Source organism: Sphingomonas sp. Leaf257 (genome assembly GCF_001422185.1).
Taxonomy (GTDB): domain Bacteria; phylum Pseudomonadota; class Alphaproteobacteria; order Sphingomonadales; family Sphingomonadaceae; genus Sphingomonas; species Sphingomonas yabuuchiae.
Genome location: NZ_LMMH01000011.1, coordinates 1 through 18,324 on the forward strand (window position 1 = coordinate 1; position 18,324 = coordinate 18,324).

General features: G+C 64.3%; 18 protein-coding genes. 13 read left to right on the top strand and 5 right to left on the bottom strand.

The features are described from left to right. Positions 1-123: 123 nt before the first annotated feature. Complete coding sequence (locus ASF14_RS07525) at positions 124-672, bottom strand: recombinase family protein (RefSeq protein WP_056433681.1); 549 nt, start codon at positions 670-672, stop codon at positions 124-126. Between the two features lie 400 nt (positions 673-1,072). Here ASF14_RS07525 and ASF14_RS07530 point away from each other — a divergent pair, with 400 nt between their 5' ends. After that, positions 1,073-2,011 carry a replication initiator protein A gene (locus tag ASF14_RS07530; protein WP_327555633.1) on the top strand — a complete coding sequence of 313 codons (939 nt, stop codon included), beginning with the start codon at positions 1,073-1,075 and terminating at the stop codon, positions 2,009-2,011. Positions 2,012-2,529: 518 nt separating this feature from the next. After that, the gene (gene repC, locus ASF14_RS07535; RefSeq protein WP_056433684.1) at positions 2,530-3,771 is read left to right on the top strand and encodes a plasmid replication protein RepC; all 1,242 of its coding nucleotides are present in this window, start codon (positions 2,530-2,532) and stop codon (positions 3,769-3,771) included. A 92-nt stretch (positions 3,772-3,863) separates the two neighbouring features. On the opposite strand, the gene ASF14_RS07540 is transcribed toward repC, so the two are convergent. Next, positions 3,864-4,049, bottom strand: a complete 186-nt coding sequence (locus tag ASF14_RS07540; RefSeq protein ID WP_056433687.1) for a hypothetical protein — start codon at positions 4,047-4,049, stop codon at positions 3,864-3,866. An 81-nt stretch (positions 4,050-4,130) separates the two neighbouring features. On the opposite strand from ASF14_RS07540, the gene ASF14_RS07545 reads away from it, so the two are divergent. Next, entirely contained in the window at positions 4,131-4,406 is a 276-nt protein-coding gene (locus ASF14_RS07545; protein ID WP_056433691.1) for a hypothetical protein, read from the top strand. On the opposite strand, the gene ASF14_RS07550 is transcribed toward ASF14_RS07545, so the two are convergent. The 3 genes from ASF14_RS07550 to parA form a co-directional block, all read right to left on the bottom strand. Then, positions 4,373-5,290: a lytic transglycosylase domain-containing protein gene (locus tag ASF14_RS07550; RefSeq protein WP_056433693.1), complete on the bottom strand. Its 918-nt coding sequence runs from the start codon at positions 5,288-5,290 to the stop codon at positions 4,373-4,375. The two genes, ASF14_RS07545 and ASF14_RS07550, sit on opposite strands and share 34 nt — an antisense overlap. Before the next feature lie 701 nt (positions 5,291-5,991). Further along, the gene (locus ASF14_RS07555) at positions 5,992-6,243 is read right to left on the bottom strand and encodes a plasmid partition protein ParG (protein WP_056433695.1); all 252 of its coding nucleotides are present in this window, start codon (positions 6,241-6,243) and stop codon (positions 5,992-5,994) included. Beyond that, a complete protein-coding gene (gene parA, locus ASF14_RS07560; protein WP_056433696.1) occupies positions 6,240-6,869 on the bottom strand; it encodes a ParA family partition ATPase in 630 nt (209 codons plus the stop codon). Before parA ends, ASF14_RS07555 begins: the two co-directional genes overlap by 4 nt. Positions 6,870-7,020: 151 nt before the next feature. On the opposite strand from parA, the gene ASF14_RS07565 reads away from it, so the two are divergent. The 10 genes from ASF14_RS07565 (at position 7,021) to ASF14_RS21400 (ending at position 18,195) form a co-directional block, all read left to right on the top strand. Further along, a complete protein-coding gene (locus ASF14_RS07565) occupies positions 7,021-7,860 on the top strand; it encodes a DUF7146 domain-containing protein (protein ID WP_056433700.1) in 840 nt (279 codons plus the stop codon). A gap of 62 nt (positions 7,861-7,922) precedes the next feature. Beyond that, positions 7,923-12,152 (top strand): strawberry notch family protein, encoded by a 4,230-nt coding sequence (locus tag ASF14_RS07570; protein ID WP_056433704.1) that lies wholly within the window; start codon positions 7,923-7,925, stop codon positions 12,150-12,152. Between the two features lie 160 nt (positions 12,153-12,312). Beyond that, a complete protein-coding gene (locus ASF14_RS07575; RefSeq protein WP_056433827.1) occupies positions 12,313-14,397 on the top strand; it encodes a ParB/RepB/Spo0J family partition protein in 2,085 nt (694 codons plus the stop codon). A gap of 100 nt (positions 14,398-14,497) precedes the next feature. Continuing rightward, positions 14,498-15,436 carry an ArdC family protein gene (locus ASF14_RS07580; RefSeq protein ID WP_056433708.1) on the top strand — a complete coding sequence of 313 codons (939 nt, stop codon included), beginning with the start codon at positions 14,498-14,500 and terminating at the stop codon, positions 15,434-15,436. A 27-nt stretch (positions 15,437-15,463) separates the two neighbouring features. Next, on the top strand, positions 15,464-15,955 hold the full coding sequence (locus ASF14_RS07585) for a hypothetical protein (RefSeq protein WP_056433710.1): 492 nt from the start codon (positions 15,464-15,466) through the stop codon (positions 15,953-15,955). Further along, positions 15,952-16,149: a hypothetical protein gene (locus tag ASF14_RS07590; protein ID WP_056433713.1), complete on the top strand. Its 198-nt coding sequence runs from the start codon at positions 15,952-15,954 to the stop codon at positions 16,147-16,149. Before ASF14_RS07585 ends, ASF14_RS07590 begins: the two co-directional genes overlap by 4 nt. 334 nt (positions 16,150-16,483) lie before the next feature. Beyond that, positions 16,484-17,128, top strand: a complete 645-nt coding sequence (locus ASF14_RS07595; RefSeq protein WP_056433716.1) for a hypothetical protein — start codon at positions 16,484-16,486, stop codon at positions 17,126-17,128. Positions 17,129-17,168: 40 nt separating this feature from the next. Beyond that, positions 17,169-17,795, top strand: coding sequence for a DUF6927 domain-containing protein (locus tag ASF14_RS07600; protein ID WP_056433719.1), 627 nt, complete (start codon positions 17,169-17,171; stop codon positions 17,793-17,795). After that, positions 17,792-18,040 carry a hypothetical protein gene (locus ASF14_RS07605; protein ID WP_082442134.1) on the top strand — a complete coding sequence of 83 codons (249 nt, stop codon included), beginning with the start codon at positions 17,792-17,794 and terminating at the stop codon, positions 18,038-18,040. The genes ASF14_RS07600 and ASF14_RS07605 overlap by 4 nt, the downstream gene beginning before the upstream one ends. Next, on the top strand, positions 18,037-18,195 hold the full coding sequence (locus ASF14_RS21400) for a hypothetical protein (RefSeq protein ID WP_156361084.1): 159 nt from the start codon (positions 18,037-18,039) through the stop codon (positions 18,193-18,195). Before ASF14_RS07605 ends, ASF14_RS21400 begins: the two co-directional genes overlap by 4 nt. Positions 18,196-18,324: the final 129 nt, after the last annotated feature.

Genomic DNA, 18,324 nt, shown 5'->3' on the forward strand with positions numbered 1-18,324 from the left:
CGCCATCTGCTCATCCGTCAGCCAGTACAGGTCGCTCATCCACTCTCTCCTCACGGAGCCTGAATCAGATCGCGCCTCCCACATCAATGGGTCCTGACCCTAGTCCACCCATCTACGCCGGGGTCACTTACCCGGAAAATGGCGGTAGAAGGTCGACAGCGATACACCGATCGCACCGGCTATCTCGCGCGGCGTCATCTCTGTCTTCAGCAGGCTCTCGGCCGCATTCCGGCGATCATCGGTCATGACCGACTTTCGGCCGCCAAAGCGACCCCTACGCCTGGCGACCTCAAGCGCCGCAGTGGTGCGCTCCTTGACCAGCTCACGCTCCATCTGCGCCATGGCGGCGAGGATGTTGAAGACCAACCTGCCGGCAGTGCCGGAGGTATCGATCCCATCCGTGATCGAGCGCAGGCCGATGCCCTTCTCCTCGAGCTCGGCCGCGAGGTCGACCAAACCCTTCATCGTCCGGCCCAGCCGATCCAGCTTCCAGACGACCAGTACATCGCCGGCGCGCGCGTAGCTGATGGCCTCGACCAAACCGGGGCGACTGATCTTCGCGCCACTGGCCTTGTCGGAAAAGCAGCGCTCGCACCCGGCTTGGTGCAGCGCATCAAGCTGCAGGGTCAGATCCTGGTCGGGCGTCGACACGCGCGCATACCCGATCAGCATCGATTTTTCTCAAAACTCATCGACAAGGCTCATCGATCGGGATTACAATTGGCGATGGGTTTTGAGAAGTCACATTCCGCAGCCGGCCTCTCGGCCGATCGCGCCGGGCGACCCATTCCCATGGTGCCTCGTCAAAACAGGTCGTTTGCGACGACGCACAACAGCGCCGGTGCGGGTCTGCTAGGCGTAGTCGATAGTACGAAGTTGGACCGAACCGGCGGGCACCCTCCCCTCGGAAGGCTGCGTTTTCCGCCCGAAACCCGCCTGAAGTTCGTGGTATCGCCTACGCCTGACCCCACGGCCGACCTTACGGGTCGACCAGCTCGTGGTATCGCCTACGCCTATGGTGTCGCCGCGGTTGGAACGCGCGCGAGCCGACTGGTTGACGACGGAGTTGGTCATGCCGAAGAGTAAGGCAGCCGAACCAGGCCTCTCGAAAGATCGGGCGCCGACCGGCACTGCCAAAGACGCAGTGGTTCCGATGCAAGGCGACCTCTTCTCCATGGACAGCCCGCTACGCGGTGGTGTTCATGGCGAGCTATCGCTGATGGCATACCCCTTCTTCGCGCTTACGAAGCAGGCATGGATGAAGCCGCTTGCCTACAGTACCGGCGAGATCAGTATCGAGGTGCAGCCTGGCCATAAGGGTGTCGCCAACATCTACGATAAAGAGGTCATCCTCTACATCGCCAGCCTTATGGCTGCGAAGATCGAGAATGGCGAGCCAGTAAGCCAAAACTTCCAGTTCACTGCCAATGACTTCTTCCGGGTCACCGGAGCTACCCCGTCGTCCAACGCGTACACAAGATTGTACGAGGCATTGGAACGACTGCAGAGCACTCAGATCAAGACTGACATCGAGACTGGCGGCGAGGGTGAAGCGGGATTCTTCTCCTGGGTCGAGACCGCCCGCCTTCAATATACCAAGACGCGAACCGGCGAGCGCAGGCTCAAGGCCGTGAATGTTCGTCTTTGCGACTGGCTGTTTCGGGCGATCCTCAAGGATCGAAGTGTCATGCAATACGCACCCAGCTATTTCCAGCTGAGCCCGATCAACCGTCGACTCTATGAAGTCGCTTGCTTCCTGCGCTTCTCCGGCGTGACCTCGATAAGGTTGGGTGATCTACAACACCAGATCGGCCACCAGAGCCTGACCCGCCTCTTCAAGCCTTACGTTGTCGAGGCTGCAAACGGTACAGTCCCGGGCTTCGAGTTTTCCATCCAAGCGGCCGAAGGCGCCTCGAAAAGCAGCAAGGTCTCGGACGAGGTTGTTGTCATACGCGAGGTTCCGACTGTCCTGGCGCCGATGAAGCGATCGAAATCCGGATCAGACAACTGATCGGATTCGATCACGACAGTCGGAGAGGCGACTCAATCCCCCTGCCCGCCTTATCAGCACTGCCGATCTCGTCGAAGGCCAACCACCATTCTCTTAGGCGTAGTCGATACCACGAACTTTGCCGTCTCTTAGGCGTAGTCGATACCACGAACTTTGCCGTGCAGCGTAGTCGATACCACGAAGTTATCGCTGCGGGCGTAGTCGATACCACGAATCTTTTCCGGCGAGCGTAGCCGATACCACGAATCCTCGTGGTTTCTTAACCTTTGCATCTGCGGCACTGTGCTCGGGCGACCTTCCGTCGCATTTTCTGGAGCTATGACCGTGGCCACATAAACGAATGCCCGGCACGAAGGCCGGGCACCCTGGAACCGTAAGATGGGCAGCGTCGCCAAACGCTGACCGGTCCGCGATAGACCTCCCATTTAGACGATCCTGACACCCGGTTCAAGGGAGCGCGATTCGCGCCACGCACGAGTTATGCCTGCTGACGGTCCCTCCATCCGAGGGGGCGAACGATGAACTATACGCAAACGGCATTCACCGGCCGAACCGGGGCGCGGCCGATCACGGCACTGACGCGTGAGCTCACCCGAAGGATGAAGGTCGTCGACGAGAGCGCCGTCCAGATATCCAAACAAGACGCGCGCAGGGTCGTGAAGGCGCTGAAAGGAGCGATCGCGGTCAGCAACGGCGCGATCGAGACGCTAATGGATCTTGTCCAGCTCACCTGGGAGGCCGACTGGGCCGCCGACCGCCCGCTCGTCGTCTGGCCGAGCAACCAACATCTTGCGGACGAAGTCAGGAAAACCGTTGCCTGCATCAAGGCGCGGCTGCGTGAGCTGCGCGCCGCAGGCTTGATCCTCGCGCGAGATAGCGCCTCGGGACGTCGAAGCGGTTTCCGGAACCGTGACGGCGTCATCGTCGAAGCCTACGGCCTCGATCTCTCCCCCATCCGGCTGCGCTATGCCGAGCTGAAGGAAGCCGGCGATCGCCTCAACGCCCTCTATGCCCTCTTCAAGAGCGGCAAGAAGGAGATCGCGCGTGTCCGCCGGATCGTCGGACAGGCACTCGCGCAGGCCGCTGATCTGAGCCTCACCGGACCGCACTGGATGGCACTCCAGGACGCGATTGACGAGATCGCGTTCGCTGCGGCGCAGGCCAGGACTATGGGCGACGGCGAAGGCTACCAGGCCGCGCTCGACCGTCTTCCTGGCGTTGAGGATCTTGTCGGAGAGACCATCGATCGCTTCATGTTTACAGAGGAAAATAACCCGTCGGGGTCATCGGTATCACCCGACATACACATACAAACCATTCCCTCTGAAAATACCGTACATGCTAAGCGAGGATGTAGTTCTGACCCGGAGGTGAGCCTTCCCGATCAAGCGGTGCTGCCCCCCTCCCCTTCTCAGAGCAGCCTCAAGGTGCGGCCTTGCGACCTCGCGGAGATGTTCCCGACAACCTCGATGTATCTGACGGAGGCCCGACCGCGGTGGCCCGACGTCCATAACGCCGCGGCGCGGCTGCGGCATGACCTTGGCATCCGTTCCGGAACGTGGGTGGATGCAATCGATACGCTGGGCCGGGACGGCGCTGCTGTCGCGGTCATGATCACCGCGGAGAGAGAGGCGCGCAATGAGATCCGCCTTACAGCCGGGGCTTATTACGCTGGGATGGTCTCGAGGGCGAAGCGCGGCGAGCTCGACCTTCAAAAGAGCCTATGGGGTTTCAGGACCGAGCGAATGGCTGCGCATTGATGGCCAACCCCTGCCAAGCGCGCAACGAGAGGCCTCCCGCCCCTCGCCTGCTTCTTCCAATCAGGCAGGCTGTGAGGTGGCCGGAGACGCATTCAGCTCGAAGCAGTGTCCTTCTCGGCATCTTCTCGGCGACCCAGAAGGACGAACGCCGCGAGCGGTACGGCGGCAATCGTCGCCATTGCGGTGACACCGATGGACCACGTCCACGCCTCGGCGATCCGCTGGTAGTTCGTCTGAAACGGGAGCCCCGCATCGATCCCGTCGGCCACGTAGAGCACTCACGCGTCCGGTGAGGTTGGTAACTTTGCACCCACAAGAGGGTTAAGCGATCGTCAGCATCTTGCTGCTAGGTGGTCGATATGCCCCAAGCGACACTCCAGGCCTGGCTCTCCCTCTATGCCGCCGTCGGCGTCATGGTCGCGATGTGCGCCGTCTTCGCGGTCATCAAGACCGCCTATGACTATCGCACGGGAAATAGCCGCCTCCCTACCACGACCATGCTCGACAAGGTCCTCGTCGCGCCGCGGCTGTGGGTTCGTTGGCAGCTCAACTACCTCCTGGGTGCACCGGCTATACTCGGGATCGCGATCTACTTTGCCCATTACCTCGGGTTCGGCACGCTCGTCGACGTGTAAGCCAGCAGCTGGACCCCCCTGCCCCGCCAGCCTGCCGCACTCGGCATCGCGGCGGTTTGCACGGATGCGGCTCGATGGGCACCGCTGCTCCACCCCTTGGTGATCGCCGCAACGTAATCGATCGTCTCCCTGAAGGGTGGGATCCTTCCCAAGGTTCGTACCCTGCCAGGGCCGGCGTTGTAGGCCGCCAGTGCGAGATCGACGCGCTTGAACTCGTCCAGGTGAGACCGAAGGTATCTGGCCCCTCCCCTCAGATTGGCCAGCGGATCTCGGGAGTCGAGAACACCTAGGCCGCGAGCCGTGTCGGGCATCAACTGTGTCAGGCCTACCGCGCCCTTGTTGGAGACGATCAGCGGATCGTAGCGGCTTTCCTGTGCGACGAGCGCATCGAGTAGCCCGGTAGGCACGCCAGCCTCACAGGCGACGGCGGAGATGAGAGGGAAATAACGCGCTCGGCGTGCCTCCTGCCACGGAGCCAAATCTCCTCGCGGACGGTAAGGCGTCATCGAGCAAGCGGCCGGACTGTACATGTAAGGCGCGACGACGCTCTGAGCGACCTGAGCCGCACCCGTCATCACCCTCCCCGTCTGCATCCAAAGCGGAATCGCAATCGGCGGGCTTGGAACGTCCGTGGTCGTATGTGCTTGCTCGGCCAGGGCGATGCTCCGGAAGTCATCCTGTAAGGCTTCCGGCGAAACGCCCTGCTGCTCGCTTGATGGTGGAAGTGGCTTCGGCGCCGTGCGGCCTACATCAATCACCACACCGTCAGCCAAATCACGGAATGCGACCAGTTCAGCTTGCCGCTGGGACGCGTCGGCAGAGCCGAGGGCGACGGAAGCCGCGACCAATCCTGTGACTAATCTCAGCGCGCCGGGTTGCTTCATTTGTCGAAACAGCCATCGGACGGAGGCATGGTCAACGTGGAAAAAAATTACCCTGCCCGGGAGGAGAGCGCATCGGGAACCCGACTTTGCGCTTAAACAGATTTACGACGAAGCGCATCTGCTGAAATGCGGGCGACATCGCTGTCGAAGTGGCTATGCTCCGCCGTCCGCGAACATAGTGACGGAGGAAGGCTCGCCAGCGAGGAATGGGTTGGACCAAACCCTGGACGCGCCGTCATGCAGACCCGAAAGGGCAAGCCGGCGAAGATGGCGAGGACGGTCGAGCCGTTTGAGAGAGGAACGGTGCGTTCGATGCGTTGCCCCCCTGCCCGGCTCTTCTTCGTCGCCGAGCCGCTTAGCTTTTCGCCAACCGTGGCTGTCCACGTCTCCCCGTTGGATCGGAACGTGATTGAGCGGATGCGTTTGCCTGTCGGCGCCGGCGCACACCCGCAGGCCAGCGCGAGCTCATTATACGCTTGCTCTTGGTCCTTGGCCGGAACGCCCGGCACGAAGAAGGTGGACCCCTGCCTTGTTGCCAGTCGCTTGAACCTTTCATCGAACCGGATGCTATCCCGCGATCGGGCGAAAGTGGGATCGCGATAGCCGAGAACGCCATTCAGGCACCGCATTTACGGAAAAGCGGTGATACAGAAAGACACATCGCCGGCTTCACGGCAATACGCCGACGCGCAAAGGCGGAATTACGGCGTTTCGTATTTCTGTACCAACAGATCTCGGACCTCGTCAGCGATCTTCGTTCCCCGCATCGCGCACTGTGACTTGATCGTGCGATGAAGGCTCTCTGGTATGTCGATCGTCAAACGCTTCATCTTGACGTCCGCGGCGGGCGTTTCGGCTAGCTTCTCTGCTCCGGCTCCCACCCAGGCATCGGCGCCAGCGGCGGGAGGCGCGCCAGCCGTTGGGCGTCGGCCAATCGTCACTTTCTTGGTCATGCCACAAGCTCCATTAGTTCGGCCCGTACGGCCTCGATTTCCGCTGCCGCCGCACTCTTGCCGTCGATCTCGAAAACAGCGCGCCCGGTGGCCGCTGCCTCGGCAAACACGACGCGCTGGACGATCTGCGCCGTCATGGTCGGGATCTGATATGCTGCCAAAGCCTCAACCACGTCGCGCCCAATCGCCGTTTTTGCGACTTTGCGATTTACCACAAATGTGGCCTTCAGGCTTTCCTTAAAAACGGACGCTTCGACGATAAGCTTGACCACCTCGTCCGCGGCCCAGATGTCGTAAGGCGAAGGCTGGACAGGGACCAGCACCACATCCGCCGCCATGATCGCCGATCGCGCCAGCTCGGTCACACGAGGCGGTCCGTCGATGACGACATGATCGTAGCCCTGGCCGATCTGATCCAACTCTTTGTGGATGGTCGGTCGAGGGAAGCCGACCACCGAGATCATCGGCTGCTCCTCGCGAGCCGCGGCCCAGTCGAGCGAACTGCCCTGGGGGTCGGCGTCGATCAGCAACACCCGCGAGCCGTCGCGTGCGAGGCTTGAGGCCAGGTTCACGCTCAGGGTCGTCTTTCCGACGCCGCCTTTCTGGTTGAGCAACGCAACGATCATGAGAGGCACCTTCCGTGGAAACGTGTAATCGTAAAACCTGCAAAACGTAAAGCCGTCTTATCGGCTTGCCGCTTCTTCGTCTACTCGCAAACCCTGCGATGTGCTTTTCTGTAGGAGGGAAGAGGGCGGGAGGGGGTGAAAGGAGACGGGAATGTCCCTGATCGCTCTCAGACCCACCCAGCGCGTTGTCGATATCGTGGGTGCCCTTGGCGGCACCTGGCGGGGCTATATCGCTACCTGCCGCTGCCCAGCACACCAGGACAGCGATCCCAGCCTGTCCGTGCGCCAGGGGCACGACGGCATTCTCGTCCATTGTTTTGCCGGTTGCGATCCGGGGGACGTCCTGCGCGAAATCTCCCGCCTACGACCCTCCGGAAGCCATCAGCCACCGCCCGCCCGGCACCGCCCTGGCGGGAGCAACGTCGGACGGCTCTGGGAGGAGGCCCTTCCCGCGGACGGTACGGCAGCCGCTGAGTATCTCGACGGGCGGAGCCTGCGCCTGCCACTCGACGATATCCGCTTTCATCCACGCTGCCCGTGGGGTCCAAAGCCTTCCACGCGCTTCCTGCCCGCGCTCATCGTAGCGGTCCGAGAGGGCTCCCACCTCCGTGCGATCCAACGTATCTTCCTCGACACGACGAACGGTGGTTACCTGGACAAGGTGATGCTCGGCGCTCCCGCTGCCGGTGCCTGGCAAGGGGGCAGGGCGGGGGAGACCCTCGCCATTGCCGAAGGCTTCGAGACGGCTGCGGCGTTCACCCAGATCAATTGCATACCATGCTGGGCGACGTTGGGGGCGGCCCGCCTTGATCGCATCCAGATCCCGAGCAACGTCACACGACTGATTATCGCCGAAGACAACGATCCCGAAGGACGGCGCGCGCGCAGCAAGGCCTGGCGAGCCTATCGGGAGCGTGGGCTTGCGCTCGCCCGCATGCCACCGCCGGAACAGTACGGCGACTGGGCCGACGTGCTTAGGCCGAGGAGCTGAGAAGGGGAGGGGGAGCGGGGGAACTGAGCTGCAGCACGCAGACAGTTCTGGAGACCCACCCCATGACCGACCTGTTCGATCCCAAGCATGACCGCGGAACCGCCTGCACCGACGCTGCCCGCATGCTTTTGCCGCTACTCGGCGGACAGACGAAGCTCAGCCGACGCGACCTCAACGAGGCGATGGTCCACGCCTTCGGTGGTTCGGACGCAGAGGGGCGCTGGACGCAGCGCGAGAGCTTCGAGGTGCTCGAGCATGCGCTGGCGCTCCATCTGGTGAGCGGTTCGCAGCCGCTCCAGACCGCGGCCGACCTCCCACTCGCCCTCGGCTTGCTCGATCGCCTGCCGACGCAAACGGTGCGCAGCGAGGAACAGATCGACTGGCAGCAGTTCTCGACACCTGTCGACATCGCAGCCGTGGCCGTCCTACTCGCGGCTGCACGACCAACGGATGTCGTGCTCGAGCCCAGCGCCGGAAACGGACTGCTTGTCGCTCAACTGTCGACGATCGCCGCCCTGCAGCTCAACGAGATCGATCCGGCGCGGCGGGCGCGGCTCTCCGCCACATTTCCCCATGCCGTCGTCTCAGGTCATGACGGGGCAACGATCGGCAGTACGCTGACAGCCTTGCAGCGCCCCAGCCTCATTCTCATGAATCCGCCCTTCTCGCGTTCGGTCGGTCGCGGTGCCGACGCGCTCGCCGCGGTCCGCCATCTTCAAGCCGCGCTGAAGCGGTTGCGGCCAGGCGGGCGCCTCGTTGCCATCATGCCGGACTGGTTCGCCCATTCCGCACGGATGGCCGATATCTGGACGACGACACTTGCGGGAACGGCCCTTCGCACCTCCATCCGCCTCACGAACGGCTACGGAAAGCACGGCACCGGCGTCGCGGTTCGGATCTACGTGATCGACAAGATCGTGGGCGACATCGCAGGGGTCACGATCGCTCGTGGGAACGTGGCTGAGCTGGTCGACCTGCTTGTCATTCCCGATCGCGCTGCCCTGCAGGAGGACAACGCATCCTCGGCGGTCAAGCGGGGAGGGGCGGTGTCGCTCCTGCGAGCGATGAAGTCGCGCCCGGCTGCCGCGCCGCGCATCTTCCGGGCGCCGACCCGCAACGAGGTGCTGCCGGTCGGCTACAAGGTGCTCGACACGCCAGCGCCTATCGCCGAGCAGGTCGGGGTCTATCTGCCGTACCGGCCTAGCCGCATCGTCTTCGACGCGGCCGGCGAGCATCCGACCTCGCTGGTCGAGTCTGTGGCGATGGGCTCCATCCCGGCTCCCATCCCCTCGCACGTTCCGCACCTGCCGGAGCGCACCGTGTCGGACCGCCTCCTGTCGTCGTCGCAGCTCGAAACCGTCGTCTACGCGGGGCATGCCTGGACGCAGTTCATCCCGGGGATGTTCTCCTGCGACAAGGAAGGCGTGGGGCTCGTCCTCGACGCTGCCGGTCGGCAGTATCGGAAGGGTTTCTTCCTTGGTGACGGCACCGGCGCGGGCAAGGGGCGCCAGGTTGCTGCCATCATCCTCGACAACTGGCTCGCAGGGCGTCGCAAGGCGATCTGGGTGTCGAAAAACGAAGCGCTCCACGCAGATGCGGTTCGCGACTGGACGGCGCTTGGCGGCATGGCCGCTGACGTGCAGCCGCTGTCGCGCTGGAAGATCGATGAGCCGGTGACGATGAGCGAGGGCGTGCTGTTCGTCACCTATCCGACCCTGCGGTCGGGTCGGGGTGACGCAACGCGGCTCGATCAGATCATCGCCTGGGCGGCCGACGATTTCGATGGGGTGATCGCCTTTGACGAAGCACACGAGATGGGCGGTGTCGCCGGCGGGGAGGGTGCGATGGGCACCAAGGCGGGCTCACTCCAAGGTATAGCCGGTGTTCTCCTCCAGAACCGCCTCCCGGCCGCCCGCGTGCTGTACGCGTCTGCCACCGGTGCCTCAGAGGTCAACAACCTGGCCTATGCCGTCCGGCTCGGTCTGTGGGGACCCGAGACATCCTTCGCCGATCGCGAGGCATTCATCTCCGAGATCCGTCAAGGCGGCATCGCCGCCATGGAGCTCGTCGCCCGCGACCTCAAGGCGACTGGCCTCTACACGGCGCGCGCCCTGAGCTTCGCCGGCGTCGAGTATGACATCCTGCGACACGAACTGACCCCCGATCAAATCGACGTCTACGATCGGTACGCCGATGCCTGGGGCATCATCCATCGCAACATGGAGAAGGCGCTCGAGATCACCGGCGTGGTCGACGCGATGGACGGTGCGACCAAGAATGCCGGCGCCAAGGCGGCAGCGCGCTCCCGGTTCGAGAGCTGCAAGCAGCGCTTCTTCGGCTCGCTGCTCCTCTCATGCAAGCTACCGACCGTACTTGCGGCGGTTCGCCAGCATCTCGATGCCGGGCAATCCGTCGTCCTTCAACTGGTCAGCACCGCCGAGGCGATCCTCAACCGTCGCCTGGGTGAGCTCACGCCCGACGAGCGCGCCGAACTCGATATCGACTTGTCACCGCGCGAAGCGGTTATCGACTACCTGACGCGTGCGTTTCCCGTACAGCAGATGCGGGACTACCGCGACGATGCTGGCGAGGTGCGCTCGCGCCCGTTGATCGACGACGACGGTCACGCGGTCACCAATCCGGAGGCCGAAGCCGCGCGGGACGATCTCATCGAGCAGCTCTGCGCTCTCCCGCCGATCGCCGCGGTGCTCGATGGCGTCCTCACTTACTTCGGCCACGACACCGTCGCCGAGGTGACGGGTCGGACCAAGCGCCTCGTACCGGCCGCGAACGGCACCCAGAAACTCGAGACGCGATCGGGTAGATCGACCCAAGCCGATGCCGCAGCGTTCATGGCCGGCACCAAGCGCATCCTCGTTTTCTCCGACGCAGGCGGAACCGGCCGGTCGTATCATGCCAGCCTCGACGCCCTGAACCAGGAGCAGCGTGTCCACCTCTTGCTCGAACCGGGCTGGCGCGCCGATCGCGCGATCCAGGGGCTCGGACGTACCCATCGCACGCATCAGGCCTGCTCTCCGCTGTTCCGCCCTGTCACCACCGACTGCAAGGGCGAACTGCGGTTCACCTCGACGATTGCGCGCCGGCTCGACAGTCTCGGTGCGCTCACCCGCGGCCAGCGCCAGACCGGTGGACAAAACCTGTTCGATCCTGCCGACAATCTCGAAAGCGAGTACGCCAAGGCCGCCCTGATCAGCTGGTATCACCTTCTCAAGAGCGGGAAGCTGAAAAGCACCAGCCTCCAGGATTTCACTCATCGCACCGGCCTCGAACTGACCGATCAGGATGGCGTCCTGAAGGAGGAACTCCCGCCCATTCAGCGCTGGCTCAACCGCTTGCTAGCCCTGCCGATCGGCCTGCAGAACGTCATCTTCGACGAGTTTCTCGCGCTGGTGGAGACACGCGTTGCGGCCGCTCGGGATGCTGGCACCCTCGATGTCGGGGTCGAGACCATGCTGGTGGAAACCGCGACCGTCCTCGATGATCGCATTCTGCGAACCGACACAGTTAGCGGTGCCACCTCGCATCTGCTGACGATCGAGGTCGCTCGTCGTCGCCATCCTGTCTCGCTCGACCGAGCGCTGCGTCTCGCCGACGCCGACGACACCGCGGTCTTCGTAAAGAACGCCAAGTCGGGGAAGGTCGCCCTCAAAACCCCGGCGCGTGCCGGAATGACGGAGGACGGCATGCCCGTGCTGCGCATCGAGCTGATGCGACCCACCCGCCGCGAGTACCTAGCTGCAGACGACCTCTATGAGACCGCCTGGGAGGAGTGCGCACGCGAGACCTTCGCCAAGGCGTGGGCGGAAGAGGAGGAGCAGGCGCGCAATCACGTCGACACAGAGACGATCCGACTTGCAACAGGGCTCCTCCTGCCGATCTGGTCCGCGCTGCCCAGCACACATCTGGCGGTCAGCCGTATCGTGGACGCCGAGGGGCGTTCGTGGCTTGGCCGCATCGTGTTCCCCGGCGACCTGCACCAGCTCTTCGGCAAGCTCGGGCTCTCGGAGGAGACCTCGCTCACACCCAGCGAGATCGCGCGGGCTGTCGAGAACGGCAACGTCATCCCACTCAAGCGGCCGTTCGCCTGCGAGATCAAGCGGGCGCGGGTCAACGGCCTCCCGCGGATCGAAATCGTCGGTGCGCCCGCCAGCCAGCTTGCCTGGCTCAAGTCCCTCGGCTGCTTCACCGAGGTGATCGCCTACAAGACACGCGTGTTCGTACCGGTGCCCGAGGCGACCGCGATCCTGCAGCGTGTGCTTGGCGATCGATGAGAGCGGAGCCTCCTTACCGCCAACGGCGTCCAGTAAGCGCCGCCCGCGCATGAGCGCGGGCACCGGAGCGATCGAGACAAGGAAGGAGAGGGGGAGCGGGAGGGTGTCCGGTTAGGGTGCGGCGAGACGTCGCGCGGCCGGGCACCCGATGGAGACGACGATGACCCAGACCGTGCCACTCGCGAAGCTGAAGCGCTCCGAGAAGAACGTCCGTACCACCCCGCCCCGGAACATCGAGGCGATGGCCTCGAGCATCCGTGCGCGTGGCATCATGCAGAACCTGCTCGTTACCGCCGCACGACCCAAGGGAACGTACGAGATCATCGCCGGCGATCGGCGTTATCTCGGCGCGATGATGCTCGCCGACGCTGGCGAGATCGACGCGGCGACCTACGGCGTGCCGGTCAAAATCGTCTCCGGCGACGACGCGGACCTGCGGGAGGTGTCACTCACCGAGAACTTCCAGCGCGAGCCGATGACCGCAGCGGAGGAATGCGTCGCATTTCAGCATTTCCTCAAATCCGACGGCGACATCGACGCCGTCGCGAACCGGTTCGGCCAGACGCGACGCTTCATCGAGGGCCGGCTCCGGCTCGCCAATCTCGCCGAACCGATCTTCGAAGCGCTGAGCGAGGGACGCATCACGCTGGAAATGGCCAAGGCCTACGGCTCCACAGAGGATCAGGCCAAGCAGGAGCGCGTCTTCCAGCAGTACGCCCATTCTTCCTACGTGAACGCCGATCAGATCCGCCGCGCGATCGTGAACGATACGATGAAGGCGAGCGACCCGGTCGCGATCCTCGTTGGCGCCGACGCCTATGTGGCTGCAGGCGGCAAGGTCGAGTGCGACCTGTTCAGCGAGGACGGCGATCGCTGGTCGGATCCGGAGCTTGCGCAGACGCTCGCGGCCGCGATCATGGAAGCCGAGGCGAAGCGCGTCGGCGAGGAACAGGGCCTCGCCTGGGTCCGGCCGATCGCGACCACCAGCCTGTACGGGGCGACCGCTGATCTGCACCGCGTCACGCTCGAGCCCGCGCCGCTCGGCGAGGAGGAGGCCGCACGCTCCGACGCCATCGTCGCGCGCTGCGAGACGCTCGAGGAGCTGATGGCCGACGAGGAGATGGAGGAGACCGCGTACGCGGCTCTGGAGGAGGAGTTCGAGCGGCTCCGTGAGGAATATCAGACGCTGCACTCGCGACCGCCCGTTCTTTCCGACGAAATCAGGGGCAAGGTGGGCACCTTCCTGACCCTCGGCCGCGACGGCAAGATGACGCTGGAGACCACCTACTTCAGCGAAACGCCGCTCCAAGGCTCGGCCGGCGACGGCACGTCCGGCTCGACCCGCAGCGCTCGGGACACCTCGTCGCTTCCGCCCGAAGCGGTTGCTCCCGGCGGCAAGCCGCTGAGCGCACGCCTCCACGACGAGCTCGCGGTACAGCGTCGCGACATCCTGGCGGCATCGATCCTCGCCGACCCCGGTCTGGCCCTCGACTACATGCTGTTCGCGATGACGGACCAGAGCCGCAGCTACAGTCGCTATGGCACCACCGTCACTGCGGGTCGGCCGCAGGATCCTCAGATGCCCAAGGACCAGCCCGCGACCCAGGCGCAGCTCGCCATCGCCGAGGCGCGTGAATCGTTGAACAGCGATTGGACCACGTCGAGCAGCCCGGTCGAACGGTTCGAGGCATTCCGGGCACTCGATGACGATGCCAAGGCATCCTGGTTGGCCCTCACCGTTGCGTCGTCGCTCGAGGCGAAGCCCGATTACAGCTCGGCGAAGACCAATCCGCTCCACGCCCGCCTCGCCTCGATCCTCGAGATCGACGTCGCCAAATGGTGGCGGCCGACCTCAGCAAACTTCTTCGACCGTGTGTCGAAGGGGACGCTGCTCGCCCTTCTCACCGACGTGGGTGGGCCAGTGCTGGCGGCACGCTATGTCGGCTCCAAGAAGGGCGAGATCTCGACGTCGTGCGAGAAGCTGTTCGCCGGTGAGGCCATCACCGAGGCGGAGACCAAGGAAGCCGCCCTTGCCTGGGTGCCGGACGCGATGCGCTTCGACGTGGTGGCCGCGGTCGCCGACGCCGAGTTCGACGAGAGCGTCGATGATGAAGCTTCCGAGACGGCGCAGGACGATGTCACCAGCGGCGATGACATCGAGGATCCCGCCGATGGCGATGGCGACGAGGCGGAGGGCGCGCTCGGCTCGGTCAACGACGACCAGGCGCTGATCGCGGCCGAATAGGTCCAACGCCAACCCGCGGCCTGGGACCTCCCGGGCCTGACTGGCGGTCGTCTTCCACAAAGGGGCGGCCGCCAATTGCCGTTACAAGGGAGACCTAGACATGACCTTTCGTCGGAAACCCGTCGACAAACCGCGCCGCGACGTCGCGGCCGAAATCACCAGCCTCATCATCCAGAAGCTCGAGTCCGGCGTCTTGCCATGGTCTCGCCCGTGGGGCCTCACCGGCGCCGGGGGGCGCCCGCTGCGCCATTGCGGCACGCCGTACACCGGCATCAACAATCTCTACCTCTGGGCGATCGGTGACGCACGCGGCTACTCCGCGCGTACCTGGATGACCTACCGTCAGGCCGAAGAACTCGGTGGCCAGGTTCGCCGCGGCGAGCACGGTTCGCACAGCGTCTATTTCTCGAGCTTCTCGAAGACTGAGACCGATCGCGTGACGGGTGAGGAGGCGAACAAGAACATCCGCTTCCTTCGCTCCTACACCGTCTTCAACGTCGAGCAGATCGACGGCCTGCCGGTCTATTACTATCCGGTCGCCGCGCCGCCCGAACCGCGGGTCGAAAGCGTGCATCGTGCCGCTATCGACGGTTTCTTCGACGCGCTGCCCGCTACCGTGCGGCATGGTGGCGACCAGGCGTTTTTCTCGCCGATCGGAGATTACATCCAGATGCCGCACCGGACGATGTTCCGGTCGGACGATCATTACGCCAGCACCCTCGGCCACGAATACGTTCATTATTCGGGCGCGCAGTCGCGGCTCAATCGCGAGTTCGGCAAGAAGTTCGGCGATCAAGCCTACGCTTTCGAGGAGCTCGTCGCCTCGATCGGGCAGTGCCTCATCTGCGCCGACCTCGGCCTCCCAGGCGAACTGCACGACAACCACGCCAGCTACATCGATCACTGGCTGCGCATCCTGAAGGGAGATTCGAGCGCGATCATCAAGGCCGCGTCGAAGGCCGAGCAGGCCGTCGCGTGGCTCAAGGACGCCGCTGACGAGGGGTCTCAAGCCCGCAACATGCAAGCGCTCGCGGCATGACCGCGCGTCATCACAGGAGCCCAGACCATGCACATCGAGCTGCGCAAGCTGAAGATCGTCGCCGCGCTGTCGGAGGAGACGACCTGCTACAGCGCCGAGATCTGGGTGGATGGGCAGCGCGCTTTCCTCGCGTCCAACCATGGTCATGGCGCGGCCGACATGTTCCATCCGGTAGGCTCGCTCAGCGAAGCCGACGTCGACGTGTGGCTCGCCGCCAACCGCGCGCCAACCCGCTTCGGAGACACTGTGCTGAAGCACACGCTGGAGTTCGAGGTCGCCGCACTGATGACCCGGATCGAGGAAGCCAAGCGGCTCCGGCGCACCTTCCGCAAGAACCTCGTCGTCATCGAGGATGGAAAGGTCTGGTCCTACGCGCTCAAGGGCCGACCGGCCGAAACCGTGGCGTCCGCGATCAAGCGTCAAAAGCCCGCAGCGCGCGTGGTCAATGGCGATGACGCCGCGCTCGAGGAAGCGATCACCATCATGATCGCAGCCGACGAGTTGGCCGGCGGGAGGTGACGCACCATCTCCTCGACCTACTGGCGCCCAGTCCTCCGAATGCCGAATGGGAGGCAGAGAAGGCGGGCTGGCGCGCCCAGGTGATGGGCAATTCCGCGTGCTGCTACCGCCGCGGCAGCCGACTGGCAGGTGCCTGGCATCGTGGCTTCGATGCCGCTGCCCATTCCAGCGACCCGCTTGGCCTAATGCTGTGAAGCCGACATTGCTTGCAGCTGCCCGATAGGAGGTGACCCATGCTTCCCCTTCGTTTCGCGACTCACTTCATGACCGACACGCCTGTCGACCGCGACACGCGACGAGCCCGACTGCTCGCGGCGCGACGCTACCCCGTCGCAAGCGTGCCACGGCGTGGGATCCTCGGCGGGCACTGGGATGGCGGGACCGTCGTGGGGGCCTTCCGACTAGGGCGTGGATCGTTCCGGTCGACGTGAGCGCCATTAACCTCCGAGCACCGTGATCCAGCCGGGGGAGAAGAGGGAAGGGGGAGCGAGGTTTCGAGCGCGATGTGGCGCTCGGGAGACCTCCACGATGCCCTACGACGTCGCCTTCCGCCACCAGCAGGCACTCGATCCAAGCGCGCTGACGACCATCGTCGCTGCGTTGCACGCCGTCACCACCGCTATCGACGATTGTCGCAACGCCGGCGTGCCGTTCGACGCAGATCCCGGCGTGCTGCTCCTCGCGCGTCACCTCGGCCACATCGCCGGAGCCGGATCCGATGACTCTCTTCTGCGACGCCGCTGCGAGGACAAGATCGCCGAGCTGAAGAAGCACCCGGCACTCGCCACGCTCGCTATCCGGGGCGTCGCCTACGATGCGGCTGCGAAGGATCTCTTCCATGTCGAAGGACGCGCGGCCCTGCACCGCCTCGCTGTCGCACTCGGACTGAGCGAGGGCGATTACGACCTTCGATCGAACCGCGGCCACGCGTCTCAATCCGGCGAGATCACGCTCCACACCGACGAGGTGCGCGTGCAACTCTCGCTGACCGCACTCGGTCCCGGCCACGAGGTCAACTATCGTCGTGTTCGCGGCCGTCACGACCATCTGGGTGATCGCGCCCGCTACGCCATGGCACGCGAGCTGCTCGCGACCGAGCGTTTCGCTGAACGACTGCAGCGAGAGCTGCGGCTGACGACGTCAGCGCCGGCGCCGGCGCTCCTGGCGGACTGATCGGGTCCGTCTCCGACCCCTATAAGCAAGGAACATCGCCATGGGTTGGCTCAGCATGCCACGGTCATCGATGACCCCTCATTCGACGCCCAAAAGTTATCTCGACGCGCAATTCACGTACGACCGGCGCGACGCGGAGGGGAAGGGCAGGGCGCTGCGCGTCGTCGCTTCGTCGTGCCTGCGAAACAAGGTCTGGTACGCGGCCGTCACGCCCAGCACCGACGGCATCGACGAGCCCACCATCGCCGTCGTGTGCCTGGTCAGCTGGAACCCCCGCGCAAAGGACGGCTTCGTCTTCGCCTACAAGGATATGGACGAGACGATGGGGCCGAACGAGGCCGCGTGCCCCGAGCGTATCCTCTCCCTGCTCGGCGACACCGACAACGCCTCGGCGCTCAACTGGCGGCGCCGCTGCCTCGACCGCCTCGCCCAGCGATCCGAGCGGCCGCTCGAGCACGGCATGCACATCCGGCTGCCACACCCCATCAAGTTCGTTGACGGGCACGAGGGCACTGACTTCGTCGTCCACAAGCGCGGCCGAAAGATCGCGCTCGCCAAGCTCGGTTCCGATTTTCCGGGTTATCGTATTTCTGGCTTGCGCGACATGCCGTGGACCATCGTTCCCCCGCCGACCCAGACCCGCGTCCACAAGACGGTGTTCGGTTGATCGCCGAGCCGTCCAGCATCAGGATCAATCCCATGCTTCGTCACGATGACCTCACCGCTCCGATCAGCCCCAAGCGATCGCATCTATGCAGCCGCGCCAACGCGCAGGCTGTCGCCGCCCGCATGTTCGACGCTGGGGCGCGCCAAGTCTCGGTCGTGCGTACCGGAGATATCCTTCAGCCCTTCCGGGTCATCCCGGCGCTCGTCGACGATCCGAACGTCGAGCTCGAGCTGCGTTACGCATGAAGACGGCGATCCTCCTTGCCCTTGTCGCACTTGCGGCCTGCGGGGCAGCCGAGCCCGGGCACGAGCCCGCACAGGATCTCACCGGACGAGGCCGCGCGCTGGACGGCGACACCATTAGCATTGACTTCCGGTTCTCAGGCAAGTTTATCTCGTGATTTATTCCTGCTGTTGCTGCTGAGGCGGTTCAGGCCGGTCGCCGCGCTATCCCAAAAAGCTGGCGGTGGCCGGCCTGAACCGCCTCAGCAGCTTTCACGTGCGACAAATCTTACGAATTTCTTTGAGCC